We start from the raw sequence: 19,180 nt of genomic DNA, 5'->3' as shown, positions 1-19,180 counted from the left end.
GCCCAAAAGGCGGTTATTTTGCCGATCCGCCCAGGAAATGGCTTAGCGCCCGCCGTTCGCCGTTCCCCCGCTCTCCGTTCTCGCTGCCAGCCGTTCACTACCCGCTGCCCGCCGCCGCGATTCAAACGAGCAAAGAAGATGCCGCCAAATTTTTTACCAAAAAAAGAGAGCTTGCGCTCTCCTCCATTTTTTATATCGTCAAAATGACCGGGCCATCCTCCGTGATCGCCAGCGTATGCTCGTAATGGGCGCCCAGGCTTCCGTCCGCCGAACGAATCGTCCAGCCGTCGTTGTCCCACAGCACCGCGCCCGTTTCGCCCAACGTAAAAATCGGCTCGATCGTGATGACCATGCCGGCAAGCAGCTTCACGCCGCTGCGGGGGCGGCCGAAATTCGGCACGTCCGGCGGTTCGTGCATCTGGCGACCGATGCCGTGCCCGATCAAGGGCTTAACGATGCCGACGCCGGCCTCCATGGCCACCCGCTGCACGGCGTAACCGATGTCGCCGATCCGATTCCCGGGTTTCGCCGAGTCGATGCCGGCATAAAGAGCTTTTTCCGTAGTTTTCAGCAGCCGGTCCGCCTCGGGATTCACGTCCCCAACGCGGTAAGACCACGCCGAGTCCGCCAGCCATCCGTTCTTGTTCACGACCATATCAATCGTGACGATGTCGCCGGCGTTTAACCGCTGCGGCCCCGGAAACCCGTGGCATACCACTTCATTAATCGAAGCGCAGGTCGCATAAGGGAAGCCTCGATATCCCTTCTGTTCCGGTTTCGCGCCCCGCTTGGCAAGAAACGATTCCACGAACCCGTCGATCTCCGCCGTGGTGATGCCGGGAGCCATCATCTTGCCGATCTCCCGATGACACTCGGCCAATATCGCTCCGGCTTCGCGGATTCGGGCAACCTCTTCTTTTGACTTCAAGTTTGGTTTCAATCTAGGAATCCCCTTTCGCGGCACTAAGCTGTTTGTCCCTGACTACACATAACCTCTTGGGTATTTCATTATATGTTAAAAACAAAGAAAAAACGCCCCGGCTTTGGCCGGGACGGTAATTAGCCTATAGGTATTGGGTTCAAATTTATGAACGACAGACTTCAGGAAACCGACGAATTCAACTTCCCCATTTCCGTCTCTACCAAAAGGGTCAGTTCTTCCTCATAACCGCCAGTAATCCGGTATTTGCGGACATATTCCTTTACGAACTTCTTCGGGTCTTTCGGCTTGAATATCCGGGTCATCTCCCGCAAACTTTCCTTCACTTCATTGTGACCTTTCGTTGCCATACCAAATTCCCTCCCAGAACGTTTCTAGTTCAATGCTCCGATCTCGAGAATGCGTAACAAGCAGTACTTCATGAAGTCAGCTTACGGTTTAACTTATTCAGCTGGCGCATGACACTATACATACCCGAACCACTTCCCGATGAATCAGGCACGCGAGAACAGCGTCTTGCATGTTTACCGGTCTTAGCAAATCAAGGAAAGACCTTTATGTCCCCTATTGTAACATATTCAGCAGGCAGTTACAGCTTTCTTCCATTCACCCATTTTTTGCTTCTCCCCATTCGCTTTATTTGAATCCCGCGCCGTTGGTTAAGATATGGTTAGACGCATTTCGAACCTTCGGGGAGTTAACGCCGCGTTAATCATACTGTTGTATTCTCAAACAGGAGGACATATATGTTAAAACAGTCCGCCGATCCAAGCCGCTGGACCCCTATCGACCAAAATGTGCGAAGGGCTTACCCCAAAATCCGCAGCTTGCTGGTATGGCAGAGCGGGACGCCCAGATTTGAGGCGTATTACAACGGTTACGATGCTTCACACCTACACGATCTTCGGTCCGCGACAAAAAGCGTACTGTCCCTCCTGCTCGGCATCGCCCACCGCCGGGGCGAACTTCCCGGCCTGGATCAGCCGGTTTGGGACGACGTTAAAGACCACGCGCCGGCAAGGCCCGATCCCGCATGGTCCGAGTTGACTTTGCATGAATTGCTCTCGATGACGAGCGGACTCTACTGGCAGACCGGGCCCAAGCTGGGGGAGCGGTATATCCACCGGTTTCACCGCAGCCGGAACTGGAGGAATTTCATCCTGCGGCTTCCCGTCGTTCCGGAGCGGCGCGGCGCATTTATGTACTGCAGCCCATGCTCGCATTTGTTGTCCGTGCTGCTGTCCAAATGGACGGGGTGCACCGCTTTGGACTATGCGTCCCGCCATTTGTTCCAGCCGTTAAATATCGCCGGCGTCCGCTGGGAAGCTAGCCCGGAAGGCTATTCGGGCGGACATGTCGGGCTCCATATGACCGCTGAACATATGCTGAAAATAGGCATCCTGTGCCTCCAAAAAGGCAAATGGGAAGGCCGGGCCCTGGTTTCGCCGGAATGGATCGGCCTCGCGTGTTCACCGCAATGTCCGCCGTTTCACACCTATGGCCGTTATGGCTATCATTGGTGGAACGACGAATCCTCGGGCATCCGTTACAGTTATGCCCATGGGCACGGGGGACAGCAAATCTATGTGATTCCCGATCTGGAGGCGGTGGTTGCGATCGCTTCGGACAGCAAGGTCAGACGCTATAAAAACCCTAAAGTTCTTCTGGAACATCACATTTTGCCCGCTCTTCAATCGACATCATTAAGGGGTGAAGGTCCTTGAACGTGAAATCGCCAAAAATCATGATACTTTACGCCAGCTACGGGGACGGGCATTACCGCGCCTCCAAAGCGATCGAGGCTTGCTTTCGCAGCAAGGGGATTCACGATGTCGTGCTGCTGGACCTGATGGCGGAATCCCATCCAAGACTTAACGAATTCACAAAATTTATATACTTAACCAGTTTCCAGGCGCTCCCTTTTTTATACGGCTGGATCTATAACGCCACCAAAGATTTGCGAATCGAGTCCGCCTTGCTGCGAGCGGTCAACGCCATCGGTACGGGGACATTGAAGAAAGCGATCCGCCAGCACGAGCCCGATCTGGTGATCCACACCTTTCCTCAACTGATCCTGCCGGAATTGAGCAAACGAGCCTCCCTATCCCTGCCGATGGTCAACGTCATTACCGATTTTGACGTGCACGCGAGATGGCTGCATTCGGGAGTCCACCGGTACTATGTGGCCACCGAAGATATGAAGCGGGAAATGATCGAGCGCGGCGTCCCGGCCGAACGCATTCTGGTGAGCGGGATCCCCCTCCGCCCGGATTTCGGGCGCGACGAACAGCCCCCCGCCGATTCGGGGATTGGCCTCACTTTGAATCCCGGAAAAAAAACAATCCTGCTGATGGCCGGCGCATACGGCGTAATGCAGGGAAACCGGGAGATCTGCGAAGCTCTGCTTGCCGGGGGGGACTACCAGATCCTCGCCGTGTGCGGCCGAAATCAAGAGCTGTATCAGGGACTTGCCTCCGATTTCGGGGACCATCCGGACATCCACTTGTTCGGCTTTGTCGATGAGGTGGCCGAATTTATGCTGGCGAGCGACTGCATGATCACCAAGCCGGGCGGGATCACGCTGTCGGAAGCGCTCGCTTGCCGTCTGCCCCTCTTCCTGTACCGCCCGGTTCCCGGCCAAGAACTGAACAATGCCCGCTACCTCGAAAAGAAAGGAATCGCCCGCATCGCCGCGGATCCCGTCTCCCTGCGGGCCGAAATCGATGCCTTGCTGCAGGACGGCGGGCAATTGTCCACCGTTATGGCCAATATGGAAAACCTCCGCAAGCCGATGGCCGCGGAGGTCATAGTCAACGATATACTGGAGCAATGGTTTCAGTCTGCTTCCCGCAAGCCGGTCACTGCGCAAATCGGTTCTGCTCCCCCCAGGCTCGTCATACATTGAGTACTGGGTAGGCAACCGTATTTAGAAAGCAGGTGATTCCTTGTCCCCTTTCAAATCTTCAACAGGCCTGTACGAGAATGTAGCCGGTTTTCTTTGCTATCTTTTCGCCTTCGTCGGCGGAATCGTGTTTCTAGCCGTGGAACGGAGAAGCCGCTTCGTGTTGTTCCACGCCCTGCAGTCCGTTATATTGTTCGGCGGACTCATGGTATTTCACGCGCTGGCCGGCTTTCTGCCGATTATCGGGGCCGTCGTTGGACTGCTCCTCTCGATAGTCGGGCTGGTCCTCTGGCTGGTCCTCATGCTGGCTACACTCCAAGGAAAATGGCTGAAGCTGCCGTGGATCGGCGAGATCGCGGAAAAGCAATTAAACCGCATGTAACCCTTTATCCTCCTCCGTAAGGCCCCCCGGTTCCCGCAAAGCGATCAAAGCTGCTCCTTTGCGGGAACCGGCGTGCTTTTCCGGCCGAGACCGTTAAACAAAAGGTTCATCACAATAGCCGTAAAGCTGCCTGCCACAATGCCGTTATCCACCAGAATACGCAGCCAGGACGGCAGGCTGGCGAAGACTTCAGGCACGACCGTCACCCCGAGACCCATGCCCACCGAACAAGCGATAATCAGCAGATTTTCGTGCCGGTTGAGATCCACCTGATCGCCCAGCATCCGAATTCCCGAAGACAGAACAAGCCCGAACAGGGCGATCATGGCTCCCCCGAGTACGGAGGTAGGCACCAGCTGCGTCAACGCCGCGATTTTCGGCACGAAACCGATCAGGATCAATAGGCCGCCGGCGACCACGATAACATCGCGAGTTTTGACCCGGCTCATCTGTACAAGTCCCACGTTTTGGGAATAAGTCGTATAAGGGAATGAGTTAAAAATACCGCCCAACATGATCGCCAGGCCTTCGGCGCGGTAACCCCGGGCCAGATCTTTGGACGTAATGTCTTTGTCCACGATTTTGCCGAGCGCCATAAAGACGCCGGTCGATTCCGCCACGCTGACAATCGCGACGAGAATCATCGTCAGGATCGCCGAAGCGTGGAAGGTCGGCGTCCCGAAGTAAAACGGCTGCACCATATGAAACCAGCTCGCCTCCTTTAGAGGCGTCAAATCGACTTTGCCGAGCAGCGCCGCGGCTAAGGTCCCGACAATCAGACCGATCAGGACGGAGATGGAGCGCAGAAAGCCTTTGGCAAACCGGTTCATCAATACCACGAACAACAGGACGCCGAAGCCGAGCGCCAGGTTGGCCGGACTCCCGAAGCCGGGCTTGGACACGTCACCGCCGCCCAAGTCGGTCAGGGCAACGGGAATCAGGGTTACTCCGATAATGGTAACGACCGAACCGGTGACGACCGGCGGAAACAAGGCGATCAGTTTTCCGAACAAACCGGAGAACAAGAAGACGAACAGCCCTGAAGCGATGATCGCTCCGTAGATGGCGCTGACGCCCATGCCGTCCGTAAGTCCGATGGCGATCATCGGAGATACGGCCTGGAAGGCGCAGCCGAGCATAACGGGAAGTCCGATGCCGAACAACCGGTTCCCCCATACCTGAAGCAGCGTAGCCACTCCGCAGGCCAGCAAATCGATACAAATCAGATAAGTCAACGCCTCATGGGACAGGTTCAGCGCCCCGCCCACGATGAGCGGAACGATCACCGCGCCGGCATACATAGCCAGCACATGCTGAATCCCAAGCGACAGCGTTTTGAGCGGATGGCGGTTCCTTTGAAAAATAACTTCACGTTCCATGAATATGAAAGCTCCTCTCCTTGGTACCCGGAGTTGTTCCGGTTATGCTATATTCCTTTCGATCAGACCTCGTGTACGTCTTCCACAAAGGCAACCGTCCCGTTCTCCAAGGAGGCGATCCGGACGAGCGATTCGACTCTGTACCCCGCCTCTTCCAGCAGTCTGGCGCCAGGCTGGAACGATTTTTCGATAACGATGCCAACCCCGACCACGGATGCGCCGACCTGCTCCACAATGCGGGCCAGACCGAACGCCGCTTCCCCGTTTGCCAAAAAGTCGTCGATGATCAGCACCCGGTCCTCGGGGTGCAGAAATTTCCGCGATACCGTGATCTCGTTGCTCTCCCGCTTGGTGAAAGAATAAACTTTCTCCACCAAGATATCATCCTTAAGCGTCAGCGATTTATGCTTGCGGGCAAAGATCATCGGTACGCCCAATTCCAGCGAGGTCATAATCGCGGGAGCAATGCCGGACGACTCGATCGTCAGCACCTTCGTAATTCCTTCGCCGGCAAATCTGCGGGCGAATTCGCTCCCCACCTCTCTCATCAGGACAGGGTCCATCTGGTGGTTCAGAAACGAATCCACCTTAAGAACGTTTTCCCCCAGGACAATTCCTTCCGCCATGACCTTATCTTTTAACAGCTTCATTCCGCGTCTCCCCCTTGATATCGTTCGTCCTTGCAAACTCAAACTTCTGCCGTACCTAACGCCAAGCATGAAAAAAAAGCCCATATCCCGGACCGACCGGAATATGGACTAGAGCAAGGGAAAAACCGGGGTTCAGAGCAGAACCTCCGGCGGCTCGGGATCCCTCCCAAGCGCCGCGGTTCTCTTCAACCCGCGGTATTCCCCGTAGTCCGACCATTCCGGTGATCGGGTAGAGACATGCAGGCCGATTCCTGCACATATACGAGAAAATATATGAAAAAAAATGTCGATTTTCATGCAATGTTAGAAGTATAACGCAAACCCGGCGAAGAAATAAAGAGGAAATTTTATGACCGGCTCGACGTCCTAGATAGGACGGGACTCACCGGGAATAAGATGATTCAAGAGGGAGCGCAGCTCCGTATCTTCTTTGTAGCTTTTATCTCCCGTGTCCAGACGGCGGATTTTGATCTGCGAATAGTCCGCTCCCGGGTCCGTCGGCTTAAAGACCAAATTTTGTTTGTCCTCCAGCCGCAGTTTGTAACCCATCTCCCCAAACATAGAAAGAAAATCCTGCTCGGAAGGAACCTTTCCTTTTTCCAAGAAGATTAGGCCCCTTAATTCTTTCACCTCATTCTTATGATGGACGTCAAAATGTACGATGCACTCCATGCGCTTCATGCTCCTTTCACTAAGTAAATGACGATCCGCACTGATGTTAAGCGTTCCCCCGGCTCTGCGTTTTCATCCCGACGCGAACCGAAAGTCCGCTGACCGAAACGCAAGCGGCACGGCTCAGGGAGAGCCTTCTCTCCCGAATCCGTGCCGTCAAGCAGCGGGCGCCTCTCCTTCTACTACGGATAAGATATCCGTATTTCGGGCCCCACTTTTTACAAATTGGTGAATTAGCCAAAGCCAGACTTAAATTTGCTCGGATCCGCAGTGAGGACACCATTTGGTCCCTTTGACGAGCACCGAAGCACAGATTTGGCAGCTTACTGTCGGAATCCCCGTTTCCAGCGCGGAGGAAACCTGTTTCTTCGGCGGATCGACATTTTCCTTCCAGGTACGAATCCGGCGGTCCAATTCCTCCTGCCGCTCGCGCTCGCGCTCCAGATCCCGTATGCGGCGGAATTCGTCGGGATCCCGCTCCTCTTGGACCACGGGGGACATCGTGGCCGCCGGCTCTTTATAAATGATCGTTTCGTCCGAAACCGGTTCTTCGAACAAGGACAACGGATCTTTAAGGTCATGGCTTCCGTGACTTCCGTAGCTTCGAATCTCCTCCGACTCCTTGGCGGCGTTTTTCCTGCCGACGGCCGTCTTGGCCTTATCCAGCTTATGTCCGCAGTACTGACAGAACATGGCGTCCTCGGCGACCGCTCTCCCGCAAGCGCCGCACAGCCGTTCATTCTTCAACTCGGCGATTTTCGCGCGGACTTCGTCCCGCTCTTCCGATAACAGATCGCAGGTTTTGGCCAGCTCGATCATCTCTTTTTCCGCATTGGACATATCTTTGCGGGAATAACCCTCATAGAAAACTTCGCCCATTCTTTGGAAATAAAGCCCCATCTCCCGCTCAATATTCGAAATCTGTGTGTTCAGCCTCCCGATTTCCACGGCGTTTTGCGCGCGGTCGGTTACTTTTCCAGCACCGTCTTTAATCCTCTGTAAAAAATTCATGAATGCAATCCTCCCATTCCATGGCTTCCCCGAAAAAAAGCAACCGGAAAAGCTTTCTATGCACTTAGAGCCTCTTAATCATGCCTATGATATAAATTTCTAGAAGTTATCATACCAGATTTGGGGCCGCGGTGAAAATCCGCCCGTTGATTCATTGGAATGGCCCCCGTGTATTAATGTGTAGATCACAAACGCTCCCTATTAGGAGAGGAGGAATGGCGAATTGACATCCCCGAAAAAAAACTACTATATTTCCGTGACGCACCGCCTCGTTCAGGAGGTGCCGAACGAGTCCACCGAATTCGAGGTTGTGCTCGATGAAGAGGATCTCTCGATGCTCCGCGACAAAATCGGTGAGCTGGCCAAAGAGGATGAGTATACGTTGAAGCGCGCGCCCGTACCCTATAAATCGGCCGATCATGACGAGGCGTCCGATCGGTTCAACCGCCGGCTGACCGAGATCTACGTGCTGCTGTACCGCAACGGAACCGAGAAGACCCGGGAAGCGATCATGAATATGGGCGTGCTCAGCAATCTGTCGAACACGGACTACGATCATCCGGGATATAACGGCGGCTCCCCGCTAAACAGGTAGACCAGGACGCCTGAATTCCGGGATTGGAACCACTCTGCATTTCTTTTGAAATTCCAGGCCTATTCAAGGTAAAATAAACGTAAGAACTTCAGAAGAAATGGGAGTAGATTAGACTGAGTATATCCAACCCGAGTAACAAAGACGGCCTGCTGAACCAGTTGGACCTTCGCGAACTGTACCAATGGGAAATCAAGGATGACGCGCTGCGGAAGCTGGAGGAATGGAAGAAGCTACCCACGCTGTACCAGCTCGCTCTGGATGAACTGAAGAACAAGATCAAGCTGATCCAGACGGAGTGGAAGATCCATAACGGGTACAGCCCGATCGAACACATCAAGACCCGGATCAAGGAACCGAGAAGCATTTTGGAAAAACTGGAACGCAAAGGCTTCGCGTTGACGGTCGACAATATGGTGAATCAAATCCACGATATCGCGGGCATGCGGATCGTCTTTTCCTTCGCCCAGGACATTTATAGCCTGCTGGACCATCTTCGGCAGCGCGAGGATATCAACATCATTGAAATCAAGGACTACATCGAGCAGCCGAAGCCGAACGGCTACCAGAGCCTGCATGTCATCGTGGCGGTCCCTTTGACCCTGTTCGAAGGGCAGCGGTGGATGAAGGTGGAAATCCAAATGCGTACGTTGGCGATGGATTTTTGGGCCAGCATGGAACACATCCTGTTCTATAAGTATGATAAACAGGTGCCCTCTCATGTCATCCGCGAGCTGACGGAGGCGGCCAAAGCGGCCGACGCCCTGGACAAAAAAATGCACGGGCTGCGGCGCGAGATCATGGGGGCCTCGGAAATCCCCGCCCGGCGGACCGAAACCGAACCCCTGCCGAAATAGACGCCCCCCGCTTCCAAAAAAAAGCTGTCCCCCGCCGTGTTCAACGGTGAGGGACAGCTTTTTGTGCAATTGCGAGCGTGCCGGGGAGCTAACGCGGCTTTTGGGGCGGATGCGCAGCTTGAAGGTCCGCGGCGCGCTCCATCACCCGGCCGGCGACCAGAGCAAGGCCCCGGGCCGCGCCGGAGACACCGGGCAGGAGGCCGGCCCACGGAGCGGGATCGGGGCCGGGCTCGCGCCCCGGTTCCACGTGCGGAGGCGCAAGCTCTCGCAGCTCCGCCTCCACGTCGTGGAGCTGCGGGCCGGGCAGGTGCAGCCGCCCCTCGGCGGCCAGCTCCGCGAGCCACTCGGCGACGTTCGGCCCGTCGCCCGCCGCGGAGCGCTGGGCTTCCGGCCCGCCCGCCGCTTGGCGGAGGGCCTCCTCCGGCGCCGGCAGCGGCCGGGCCGCGGCCCAGCGCTCCAGCACGGCCGCGGCCAGCGCCTCCGGCGTCCAGCCGAGCAGCGCGAGCCGCAGGCCGGGGTCGGCCGCCCAGGCCGCGTCGGCGGCGGCCAGGGCCTGCGGCACGTGGCCGCAGCCGGCCGCGACGCAGTTGCACGCGGGCGCCGCAGCGGCGGCGTCCGGCTCCCGCCGCCACGGCGGCAGCTCGGGGAGGAGGGCGGTCAGCGCCGCCGCCCCCTCCTCCAGCAGGCCGGCGACGAGCAGCGGCCGGCCCTCGAGCTGCCGCACCAAGCGGTCGCCATCGGCGCCGGCCGGCGCGGGAACCGGCAGCTCGACGACGCACAGCGGCGGGGAGGCGGCCGCGACGTCCCCGTCGGCCTTAGCGGCCTTGGAGGCCTTGGAGGCCTTGGCGGCCCCGGCAGTTCCGGTGCCCCCCGCTCCATCGGCCGCCTTGGCGGCGGCTTTTCCCGCCCCGGTTCCCTCTCGATCGCGCTTGCTCCAGCCCGTCCCGCTTCCTTCGGGCCGCTCTTCCGGAAACAGCACGCGCAACGCCCCCGGCACAGGCTCCATTTTCAGCTTCCCCTGATCGGGGAGATCCGTTCTCCGGCTCATCTCGCATCCTCCTCGATGATACTTCCCGCACCCTGCAGCATCACCAGACCGCGCAGCTCTTCGTCGGACATTTCCGTTAGCCACTGCTCACCCGATCCGACGACCTGCTCGGAAAGCGTCTTTTTCCGTTCGATCAGTTCATCGATCCGTTCCTCCAGGGTCCCCTGGCAGATGAGCTTGTGCACCTCCACGTTTTTTTGCTGCCCGATCCGGAATACCCGGTCCGTGGCCTGGTTCTCCACGGCCGGATTCCACCAACGGTCATAATGTATGACATGATTGGCCCGCGTGAGATTAAGTCCCACGCCCCCGGCTTTCAGCGACAGGACGAAGATCGGTGTTCCCGCCCCCTCCTGGAAGGCGCGGACCATCGCGTCCCTTTCCGGCTTGGCGACGCCCCCGTGCAGGAAAAACGGTGTTTGCCCGTAGCGTTCGCCAAGCTTTTTCTGAAGAATCTCCCCCATCTGTACATACTGCGTGAAAATAAGAGCGGCCTCCCCGTTATCCATGATGAGGTCGAGCAGCTCGGTCAGCCGTTCCAGCTTGCCCGATCGTTCCAGGTCGGCCCCGGGGGCGAAGGCTCCCTTCGCTCCAAGCCGCGGGTGGTCGCAAATCTGCTTCAGCCGGGTTAGCGACGACAGCACCAGGCCTTTGCGGGCCATTCCTCCGCTACCGCCGATTCTCGTCATGAGATCGGCAGTAACGGCCTCATACAGTCTAGCCTGCTCCGCCGTAAGCGAGCAGTAAGATTTCAGCTCGATCTTCTCGGGCAGATCCTTACGGATATCCGGGTCGCTCTTCAGCCGGCGCAGCAAAAACGGAGCAACCAGCTTGCGCAGCCTTCCCAGCTCGGCGGTTTGGGGATCGCCGCCCCCGGTGTATTTGGCCCGGAAAGAAGCTTGCGTTCCCAAGTATCCCGGGTTAAGGAATTGAAAAATCGACCACAACTCACTCAGCCGATTCTCCACCGGGGTGCCGGTCATGGCGATGCGCTGCGGCGCGCTCAATTTCATGACGCTCTGAGCCTGCTTCGTGCCGAAGTTTTTAATATACTGCGCTTCGTCCAGCACGATCGTCTTCCATTCCAATTCCCGCAGCTCTTTGCCGTCGCGCCCCGCCAATTGATAGGTCGTGAGCACCACGTCGCTGTTCCGGCATTCCCAAGCCAGCCGGTCCCCATGCAGCCGGTCGCTTCCATGGTGAACGTACAGGCGCAGCTGCGGAGCGAAGCGGTCCAGCTCCCTCTGCCAGTTTCCCAGCAGCGAAGTGGGGCAGACGATCAAGCTGGTTCCGGGCGAATCGGCCAGGCCGTCCAGCAGCTCCGTAATGACCTGGACCGTTTTGCCGAGCCCCATATCGTCGGCCAGCAGAGCGCCGAATCCCAGTTGACGCATGGCCGCCAACCATTGGAAACCTCTTTCCTGATAAGGCCGGAGCGTGCCGTGCAGCGCTTCGGGCACCGGGCGCGGCTGCGCGTTCCGCAGCAGCTCGCCGTTCATCAGCACGGCCAGCAGCCCCTCCGTCTCCACGCGTTCTACCTGGAATCCCTCAAACCGATGATCCTCGTCCGCCCCGGAAGCCAGGTACATCAGGTCGCGGAAGGTCAGCATACCGCTTTCCTGCCGCTTCATAAACTTCAGCACCTGGCGGAGCTCCTTGACGTCGATTTCAATCCATTCCCCGCGGAACAGGACGAGCGGCGACTTGGAGGCCGCCAGCCGGGCAAGTTCCTCTTGGCTCAATTCCTCTCCGTTCAGTACGGCGCCCGCCTCGAAGGCGATCAACTGCTGGACGCCGAGTCCGGCTTCCGTTCCTTTGCTTTCGGACTTGGCCCCCCAGCCCGATGCCTTGATCTTCACCCCGGCGGGGCGGCGCCCTTCCCGGGTCCAGCGGGACGGCATCTGCACCGTCACCCCCTGTTTGCGGAGAAGCGCCACGGACCGGCTCAAAAAAGCCACCATCTCCGCCGGTTCCAGTAGAACCGCCTCCGGCCGGGACGCTTCCAGCCCCCTCGCCACCTCGGGCGACAGTTCCGCCGCTTTCTTCAAGCGAAGCAGCAGACTTTCGCGCACCTTGCCGTACTTCCGTCCGCGGATTTCCATATCGGCATGCGGGTAGCTCCATACCAATCCGGCAGGGAGAAGCACGGCCGGATCCTCGGCCCCTTCGCCCCAGAACGAAAGGCGCCAGGCCAACCGGGACTCCGGCTCGCCGCCTCCGGAAGGCAGCGGCTCGATCCGCAGGCAAAGCCGAAGCGTCCCCGCCGCTTGCCTCCCCTGCTCTTCGTCCTCGGCGCATAGGCGTCCCCCGCCGGCTTTGGCAATCTCCTCCGCCAGCTGTTCCACCTCCGCCGTGTGGCCTGTAAGGTCCGGCGGCGTTCCGGCGCTCAGCAGGCCATTCCACCACAGCTCGGCGAGCGGCGAGCTCCCTCTGCGGTAATCCGCGCGTGAAGGATTCAGCTTCCGGCCAAGGTCCTGTACGGCTTTTCGGACTTCATGATCCACCATGGCCGTCAGGAAGGAGTGCAGCAGCGCGTTCTGCCGACCGGCGATCGTTCCGCATTCCGCGGCTTCGGGAGGCTGCTGCATGGCGGCCAGCCCCAGCGGCGGCATCGCCTCGGCCAGCCGCCGGAACCGCCCGGCGTCCTCCTCGCGGTCAAGCAGCGGCCCCCAGACGGCCCCAGCCGAAGCTTGGGTTCCGCGGCGTCGGCTCAGCGGACCCGTCGCCGCCCTCAGCCCCGGCACGATTTTCCCCCGACGCAGAAGGTCGAGGGCAAAGCGGGCCGCCGTGCTCCAGTAGGAGAACTCCGGTCCGGGCTGCACGCCTCTGGATGCGTAATATCCTTCGTCCCAGTTCAGAAGAAGCTGCCAGGCATCCGGCACGGGGAGAGCCAGGCCTTCCAGCGTCCGGCCGATCAGCCCTTTTCGCTCCCCTCCCCCCGCAGATCTTCTCCCCGGGGCGACGGGATATCTTACTTCGGCAAGGCGAAGGGCCGCATGCTGAAACGGACGCAATCCCGGCACCGGCTCCAAAGGCCGTACCGCCGCGGTCCAGGCATCCACTTTGCTCTCCGATATTTCGCCCGAGAAGCAAAAAAACACATCCCCAAGCCATATTCCATAAAGGCGTTGATTCATGGTGATCTCCTGTCGTTCCCAATTCTTGTTCCCTTGAAACACACTAGTTCTATCTTATACGAAACCTTTCCTATATAAAACCGCTCTTCATTCCGACTTTTCCCACAGTCTCCCCTTCCCTCCGCCTGCAACTCATCTAGATTAAAGGGAATTCTTCCTGTTAATTTGGTGCGTATGCGGCTGCAGAGGCGAATTAGCTGGAGAATCTCCCGCTAATTCGCCTGAAAATGTGTATATCGGCAAAAAGGCTGCAAAATAGATGGAGTTTTTCCAGCTAAATTCGATAGAAGCGCCAAGAACGGTACTTTAACGGGAGATTTTCCCGTTAATGATGTAGCCCCGACGGTAAGGATCTTAATCTTCAATGCTGAATGTCGGCAACGTATCTCCGAAACCTATTTTCATATCCTTCCCCAACGCCAATCCTTTAGTTCAACCTATAATTGTTTTCCCGGGAATGGGTATATTCATATAGTAAACGCAATGGAGCAACTTATAACCGGATGAAGGGGGCCCTTCCATGTTCAATAGCAAGGCTTGCCGCTGGTGGAACGTATTATTCTTTCTCGTCCTGATGGCGGTTACTATTATGGCGGAGGCGTTTCCTTTAGGGGGCGCAAAAGCCGGGGAACTGTCCAATCGGTATTTTTCCCGACTTACCCCGGAAGGGTACGCCTTCATCATTTGGAATATCGTTTATTTGCTGATCGGATGCGCGGTTGTCTATCTTTGGCGGCAAAAAAAGCACGATAGCCGGTGGATGCGGACTTTTACCGTTCGGTTCGGACTGTCCTGTCTATTCCATATTAGCTGGCTGCTGTTATGGCGCTATGAATACCTGCCGCTTTCCTTCGGAGCTTTGCTGCTGCTCTTATTATCCCTCTTCCTGCTCCACCGGCATACCCGCAGCGCGCTTCGCCCGGATTTGGGGGAAATCTGGTTCGTCCGTCTGCCCTTTAGTCTGTACTTGGGGTGGGTGCTGACAGCGACGCTGATCCATCTGCAGATCCTGATGCAGCACGCCGTTTCTACCCGCTTGTTGCCCGGGCTTCCGGCGGATGTTCCGGCTGCCGGGCTGCTGATTGTCGGAGCCGCCGTCGTTTTCCTGCTCGTCAGCCGCACCCGCGACGCGGTGCTCCCTCTGCCGATGGCCTGGGGGTTTGCCGCCATCGCGGACAAGCATTCGGACGAACGCCTGCTGTTTGTGACGGCGGGCTTGGCCGCGGCCTTACTGTTCCTTCTCTCCGCCTCCCTGTTGTTCATTCGCGCTCGGGAGAGGGACTGAGGAAGGCGGTTTTTTGCAGTTGATCTCTATTCGATAAAAAAGAGGCTCCCGCCGGGTCTTATCGACCGGCAAAGCCTCTTCAACCGAGACGGGCCCGCCAAGGAACCGTCCCAAATTCCCAGGGATCGCTTATTTGAAAGCGATCGCCTCGATCTCCACAAGTCCGTCCTTCGGCAGACGGGCTACCTCGATGGCGCTGCGCGCCGGGTACGGCTCGCTGAAGAACCGCCCGTAGATGGCATTCACCGTGGCGAAATCGTTCATATCCTTCAGGAAAACCGTCGTCTTCACGACTTTGTCCAGTCCGGTGCCCGCCGCCTCCAAAATCGCGCCTAGATTGCGCAGCGCCTGTTCGGTTTGCGCCTCGATCCCGGCGGCCAATTCACCGGTCTCCGGGTTCAATCCAAGCTGACCGGAGGTGAACACATGCTCTCCGATCTGAACGGCTTGCGAATAAGGCCCGATAGCCCCCGGGGCCGCTGTTGTGGATATGACTTGTTTATTCATCGCTCATCCCTCTTTTTTAAATTTCTTATATTGTAGACAGGTTTGGGCTCCAAACGCAACCGCTGACGGAGGTGTGGGGTGTGAACTACGTAATCGGCAGGTACAAGGAAAACGTGCTCCCGGCCCCCTCCTGGCTCTGCAGACGGATATGTCCTCCTAACAGTTGGGCCAGGTTTTTGCTGATCGAGAGCCCCAAGCCGGTTCCCCCGTATCTCCGGCTGATGGAACCGTCCGCCTGGCGGAACGCTTCGAAAACGGCCTCCTGCTTGGATTTCGGGATTCCTATCCCGGTATCCGTGACCGCGAACACAATCCACTCTCCGGGCAGCCCATCATCCCCCGACGGCTTGCGGATCTCCAGCTTCACTTGTCCGTGATGGGTGAATTTAAAGGCGTTGGACAGCAAATTCCGCATGATTTGCTTGACCCGCTGGGCATCGGACACTATCGTGCCCGGCAGGCCTTCCTCAATGCGGACCTCGAACCGGATATTTTTTTGCCTGGCGATATGTGCAAAATGCATCTCCAGCGAGTCGGCCATCTCCCTCAGCCCCACCGGTTCCCGCACGATTTCCATATGTCCCGCTTCCACCTTGGATAAATCCAAAATATCATTTATAATGCCGAGCAGGTCTTGTCCCGATTTGTAAATGATTGTTCCGAAATTGGGGCTGTCATCGCCGCCCTTCCCTTGGTCTTCCCCCTCTTCGGATTCCGCCAAAATCTGTGCCAAGTTAATGATGCTGTTTAACGGTGTTCTCAGTTCGTGAGACATATTCGCCAAAAACTCCGACTTATACTGCGAAGCCATCGCCAATTGCTCCGCGCGTTCTTCCAAAGCCAGCTTGGCCATTCGCAGTTCTTCCGTCTGCTTTTGCAGCAGATTGTTGGCATAGCTGAGTTCCTGCGTATGTTTGCGCCCCAGCTGAAAATCCCATAGGATCAGCGCAAACGCGATACTCATCCCCACGGTTAACGGAAACGTAACGGGCGCGATCTCCAGCAAATACTGCCTGGCGGGAATCACGCCGAACACGCCGATGTTAATCGTATTGAAGACGTTCGCGACCAGGATGGTAAACAGAGCCTTAATCACCAAGCGATAGTCGGTACGCCGCATCCAAATGTTAAGCAAGGCGCATATCGCGCCCATAATCGACATATTGATCAGCCCGGCTATAGCCGCATCGTTTACCCCGAACGTCAGCCTGGCCAACCCGATGCCGAGGCCGATCAAAACCAGCGGCAAAGGCTTCTTGTAGACGGCCGAGGCGATGATCAAGGGGACCAGGCGGAGGTCAAAGATCACGTTTTCGCTAAGCTGAAATCCGAACTCCATGCAGACCCACCCGGAAAAAACGAAGATCAGCACGGATAACACATAATTTAGTTTAGGGTTGATTTTCGACAATGCATATTTGTAGACCACGTTTACCAGGTAAGCAAATGTGACCAGCATCCCGAGATTAAGCAGAAACATCTTGCCAAAACCCATAAGCTCACTCCCGACATCTATTCCTCCAGTGAGGCTCTTCCATCTTATCACATCCTGAGATACAGGAAGGAGATGAGTTGATTTACAAATGTTTGATTAAATGGAATTAACCCCATACAAAAAGAGCGCAAATCAGATTCGATTCGCGCCCTTTTTCCAGAATAGCGGAAGCGGCAGCGGGCTGCGGTCAGCCCCTCGCTTCAGCAGGCCGGCCCACAGGCCACGAAGTCCGCCCCGTTCGGGCAAAGGCTCGACTTCGGGCTGAAGCTGCGGTTCAACTTCCACTTCCCGCAAAGAATAATAACGGAGATGATAAGTGCTGACTGTATCCCCCTGGACCGTCACCACGCTGTCTCCCCGCATCTCGATGATTTTTCCGGTAATTACGCGGGATACGTACATCTTCTCGCCTCCGACAGTTCAGGCTCAAGCCGCGAGTCTACTTACGGGCACGGGCCCAGTCTTCGTACTCCCGCTCGGCTGCATCCTTGGTATGTCCGTAACGTTCTTGGAGTTTGCCCACAAGCTTATCCTTTTCACCGGCGATGATATCCAGATCGTCATCCGTGAGCTTGCCCCACTGCTTCTTGGCTTCACCCTTGAACTGGTTCCATTTTCCCTTGAATACGTTCTCGTCCATCTCAGATCAACTCCTTGTCCGATTTGTAACAAAGCAGAATGAGCATGGGAACTTTCCGTATATGTTGTTAATACCCGCAGACTATGGCTTTGAACCTGGATCCTCCTCTTGCGGCCTTAAAAAAGAAACAAACCCAATGAGATTATTGGGCTTGTTTCTTCACTCGCTTATTGCGATAGGCCTCGATAAAAAGCTCCGCAAAATAAGGATCCCACTGGGTCCCGCGGCCTTCTTCCAAAATCGCTATCGCTTTATCCTCGTCCAGTCCCTTCCGGTAAGGCCGATCGGAAGTCATGGCGTCAAAAGCATCCGCCACCGCGATGATCCGGCCGAACAGCGGAATTTGGTCCCCTTTCAACCCGTCGGGGTAGCCCGCGCCGTCGTACCGCTCATGATGCGACCTTACGCCGGGCAGAAAAGGTTCCATCGCGTCGGCCGGTTCGATCCGTTTTAAAATCGCTTCGCCAAGTACGGGATGCTGCTTGATTCGTTCCCATTCCTCATCGCTCAATTGGCCTTCCTTTAAAAGGACCGAATCGGGGATGCCCATTTTTCCGATATCGTGCAGAAGCGCCGTTTTTCTCAAGTCCTGCAGTTCCTCATCGGAAAGACCGGCGAGCCTGCCGATTTCGACCGCATATTCCGCGACCCGCAGAGAGTGGCCGGCCGTGTATCGATCGCGGGCATCCAGGGCGGCCGCCAGCGTCGCAAAATAGCTCTCCAACAGCTGGTTGTTGCGCTCGGCCTGAACCTTGATCCCGCGCAGCATATGATTAAACCCCGATACCAGCCGCGAAAACTCGTCGGAGAACAGGTCGCTTGCCCCCGACCGGATCTGCCCGACCTTGACCTCGGCCATCTTTTCGTAAAGATGCTGGATCGGCAGCACGATTTCCCGGGTCAGCAGCCTGGAGCCGATAAAGGCGAAGCCGAAACCGACCGCTAGAATGTAGACGGCCCATTGCCAATAGGAAGAATCGATGTCCATCCACTTCCCCCCCATGCGAAATTGCACGGAAAGGCTGAATAGCAGGAGAGGGAACGCCCCGATCATAAAAAAGCTCCATCTCAACTTGCGGCGTATCGACAAGAGGACCCTGCCCCCGAGCGAAAGTTCTTTGCCGTATAGCCGGAGCGACCGGGAAGAGAGCTCCATTAAAACCGGACGAATAGTATAGGAGGTTAAATAAAATTCGAGGAGCGCATGCATCCCGGCCACGATAATTACTCCGATCGAAGCGAGCAGGACATAATAGTAAGGAATCGATAACTTACCGATGTAAATCAGCCATAGCGTCAACCCGGCAGCCGGCAGCAGCAGGCCGAACAGATGGGGGCCGAGAATCCGTTTGACGGCCAGAACGGGCAGCCGATGCGTCCGTATGTAAACCGTTTGCAGGCCGGAATAGCTGCCGCCTTCCTTCGCGAAGCAGTTGCGGATCGGTTTAACCTGCATTGTAAACACAGACCATTCCAACGCAAACATCACGCAGATCGAAAAAAACAGCACCCCCGACAGCCAATAATACTCTTCGCTCGGAAGGTTCAAAGGGGCAAATAGGATCAGGCTGCCGGCCGCTGTGATCGCCAGAAGCGTACCGGCTGCATAATTGAGCTTCAAACGAGAAATAAAAGTGTTATATACCGTCAAGGAATCGCCCGTCCTTCCTTCCGTACCGCTTC

General features: G+C 56.8%; 19 protein-coding genes and 1 riboswitch. Of the genes, 6 read left to right on the top strand and 13 right to left on the bottom strand.

The genetic code is table 11. The features are described 5' to 3' along the window. Positions 1-190: 190 nt before the first annotated feature. Entirely contained in the window at positions 191-940 is a 750-nt protein-coding gene (gene map / locus LBW89_RS06075; protein ID WP_148455662.1) for a type I methionyl aminopeptidase, read from the bottom strand. A 161-nt stretch (positions 941-1,101) separates the two neighbouring features. Continuing rightward, entirely contained in the window at positions 1,102-1,290 is a 189-nt protein-coding gene (locus LBW89_RS06070) for a hypothetical protein (protein ID WP_148455660.1), read from the bottom strand. Between the two features lie 396 nt (positions 1,291-1,686). Here LBW89_RS06070 and LBW89_RS06065 point away from each other — a divergent pair, with 396 nt between their 5' ends. The 3 genes from LBW89_RS06065 to LBW89_RS06055 are packed head-to-tail and all read left to right on the top strand — an operon-like array spanning position 1,687 to position 4,224. Further along, positions 1,687-2,664: a serine hydrolase domain-containing protein gene (locus LBW89_RS06065; protein ID WP_225038765.1), complete on the top strand. Its 978-nt coding sequence runs from the start codon at positions 1,687-1,689 to the stop codon at positions 2,662-2,664. A 2-nt stretch (positions 2,665-2,666) separates the two neighbouring features. Further along, positions 2,667-3,845 (top strand): MGDG synthase family glycosyltransferase, encoded by a 1,179-nt coding sequence (locus LBW89_RS06060; RefSeq protein ID WP_225038771.1) that lies wholly within the window; start codon positions 2,667-2,669, stop codon positions 3,843-3,845. 40 nt (positions 3,846-3,885) lie between these two features. Next, positions 3,886-4,224 carry a DUF4870 domain-containing protein gene (locus LBW89_RS06055; RefSeq protein ID WP_148455653.1) on the top strand — a complete coding sequence of 113 codons (339 nt, stop codon included), beginning with the start codon at positions 3,886-3,888 and terminating at the stop codon, positions 4,222-4,224. A 44-nt stretch (positions 4,225-4,268) separates the two neighbouring features. Here the strand turns inward: LBW89_RS06055 and LBW89_RS06050 are convergent, their stop codons facing one another. The 4 genes from LBW89_RS06050 to LBW89_RS06035 all read right to left on the bottom strand — a co-directional run bounded on the left by LBW89_RS06050 (position 4,269) and on the right by LBW89_RS06035 (position 7,936). After that, entirely contained in the window at positions 4,269-5,603 is a 1,335-nt protein-coding gene (locus tag LBW89_RS06050) for a nucleobase:cation symporter-2 family protein (protein ID WP_148455651.1), read from the bottom strand. A gap of 62 nt (positions 5,604-5,665) precedes the next feature. Next, positions 5,666-6,253 carry a xanthine phosphoribosyltransferase gene (locus LBW89_RS06045; protein ID WP_148455649.1) on the bottom strand — a complete coding sequence of 196 codons (588 nt, stop codon included), beginning with the start codon at positions 6,251-6,253 and terminating at the stop codon, positions 5,666-5,668. A gap of 185 nt (positions 6,254-6,438) precedes the next feature. After that, a riboswitch (purine riboswitch) is annotated at positions 6,439-6,538 on the bottom strand. Positions 6,539-6,619: 81 nt separating this feature from the next. Continuing rightward, a complete protein-coding gene (locus tag LBW89_RS06040; RefSeq protein ID WP_170287148.1) occupies positions 6,620-6,925 on the bottom strand; it encodes a hypothetical protein in 306 nt (101 codons plus the stop codon). Between the two features lie 249 nt (positions 6,926-7,174). Then, positions 7,175-7,936 (bottom strand): zinc-ribbon domain-containing protein, encoded by a 762-nt coding sequence (locus tag LBW89_RS06035; protein ID WP_148455645.1) that lies wholly within the window; start codon positions 7,934-7,936, stop codon positions 7,175-7,177. 223 nt (positions 7,937-8,159) lie between these two features. On the opposite strand from LBW89_RS06035, the gene LBW89_RS06030 reads away from it, so the two are divergent. Together LBW89_RS06030 and LBW89_RS06025 are read left to right on the top strand one after the other, a co-directional pair. Continuing rightward, positions 8,160-8,531, top strand: a complete 372-nt coding sequence (locus tag LBW89_RS06030) for a hypothetical protein (protein WP_148455643.1) — start codon at positions 8,160-8,162, stop codon at positions 8,529-8,531. A gap of 149 nt (positions 8,532-8,680) precedes the next feature. Beyond that, positions 8,681-9,385, top strand: a complete 705-nt coding sequence (locus LBW89_RS06025; RefSeq protein WP_148455641.1) for a GTP pyrophosphokinase family protein — start codon at positions 8,681-8,683, stop codon at positions 9,383-9,385. 88 nt (positions 9,386-9,473) lie between these two features. Here the strand turns inward: LBW89_RS06025 and LBW89_RS06020 are convergent, their stop codons facing one another. Next, complete coding sequence (locus LBW89_RS06020) at positions 9,474-10,433, bottom strand: hypothetical protein (protein WP_148455639.1); 960 nt, start codon at positions 10,431-10,433, stop codon at positions 9,474-9,476. Further along, entirely contained in the window at positions 10,430-13,570 is a 3,141-nt protein-coding gene (locus tag LBW89_RS06015) for a DEAD/DEAH box helicase (protein WP_148455637.1), read from the bottom strand. The genes LBW89_RS06020 and LBW89_RS06015 overlap by 4 nt, the downstream gene beginning before the upstream one ends. Before the next feature lie 520 nt (positions 13,571-14,090). Here LBW89_RS06015 and LBW89_RS06010 point away from each other — a divergent pair. Beyond that, positions 14,091-14,855, top strand: a complete 765-nt coding sequence (locus tag LBW89_RS06010) for a tryptophan-rich sensory protein (RefSeq protein ID WP_148455635.1) — start codon at positions 14,091-14,093, stop codon at positions 14,853-14,855. 129 nt (positions 14,856-14,984) lie between these two features. On the opposite strand, the gene LBW89_RS06005 is transcribed toward LBW89_RS06010, so the two are convergent. The 5 genes from LBW89_RS06005 to LBW89_RS05985 form a co-directional block, all read right to left on the bottom strand. Next, a complete protein-coding gene (locus tag LBW89_RS06005) occupies positions 14,985-15,362 on the bottom strand; it encodes a RidA family protein (protein WP_148455633.1) in 378 nt (125 codons plus the stop codon). Between the two features lie 85 nt (positions 15,363-15,447). Continuing rightward, the gene (locus LBW89_RS06000; protein ID WP_148455631.1) at positions 15,448-16,857 is read right to left on the bottom strand and encodes a sensor histidine kinase; all 1,410 of its coding nucleotides are present in this window, start codon (positions 16,855-16,857) and stop codon (positions 15,448-15,450) included. Between the two features lie 132 nt (positions 16,858-16,989). Further along, positions 16,990-17,259, bottom strand: coding sequence for a hypothetical protein (locus LBW89_RS05995; RefSeq protein WP_148455629.1), 270 nt, complete (start codon positions 17,257-17,259; stop codon positions 16,990-16,992). Between the two features lie 37 nt (positions 17,260-17,296). Further along, positions 17,297-17,497 (bottom strand): CsbD family protein, encoded by a 201-nt coding sequence (locus LBW89_RS05990; RefSeq protein ID WP_148455627.1) that lies wholly within the window; start codon positions 17,495-17,497, stop codon positions 17,297-17,299. Between the two features lie 142 nt (positions 17,498-17,639). Beyond that, positions 17,640-19,148: an HD-GYP domain-containing protein gene (locus LBW89_RS05985; protein WP_148455625.1), complete on the bottom strand. Its 1,509-nt coding sequence runs from the start codon at positions 19,146-19,148 to the stop codon at positions 17,640-17,642. Positions 19,149-19,180 lie beyond the last annotated feature (32 nt).

Source organism: Paenibacillus sp. alder61 (genome assembly GCF_020179875.1).
Classification (GTDB): Bacteria; Bacillota; Bacilli; order Paenibacillales; family Paenibacillaceae; genus Fontibacillus; species Fontibacillus faecis.
This window is presented reverse-complemented; position numbering and strand designations above follow the sequence as displayed.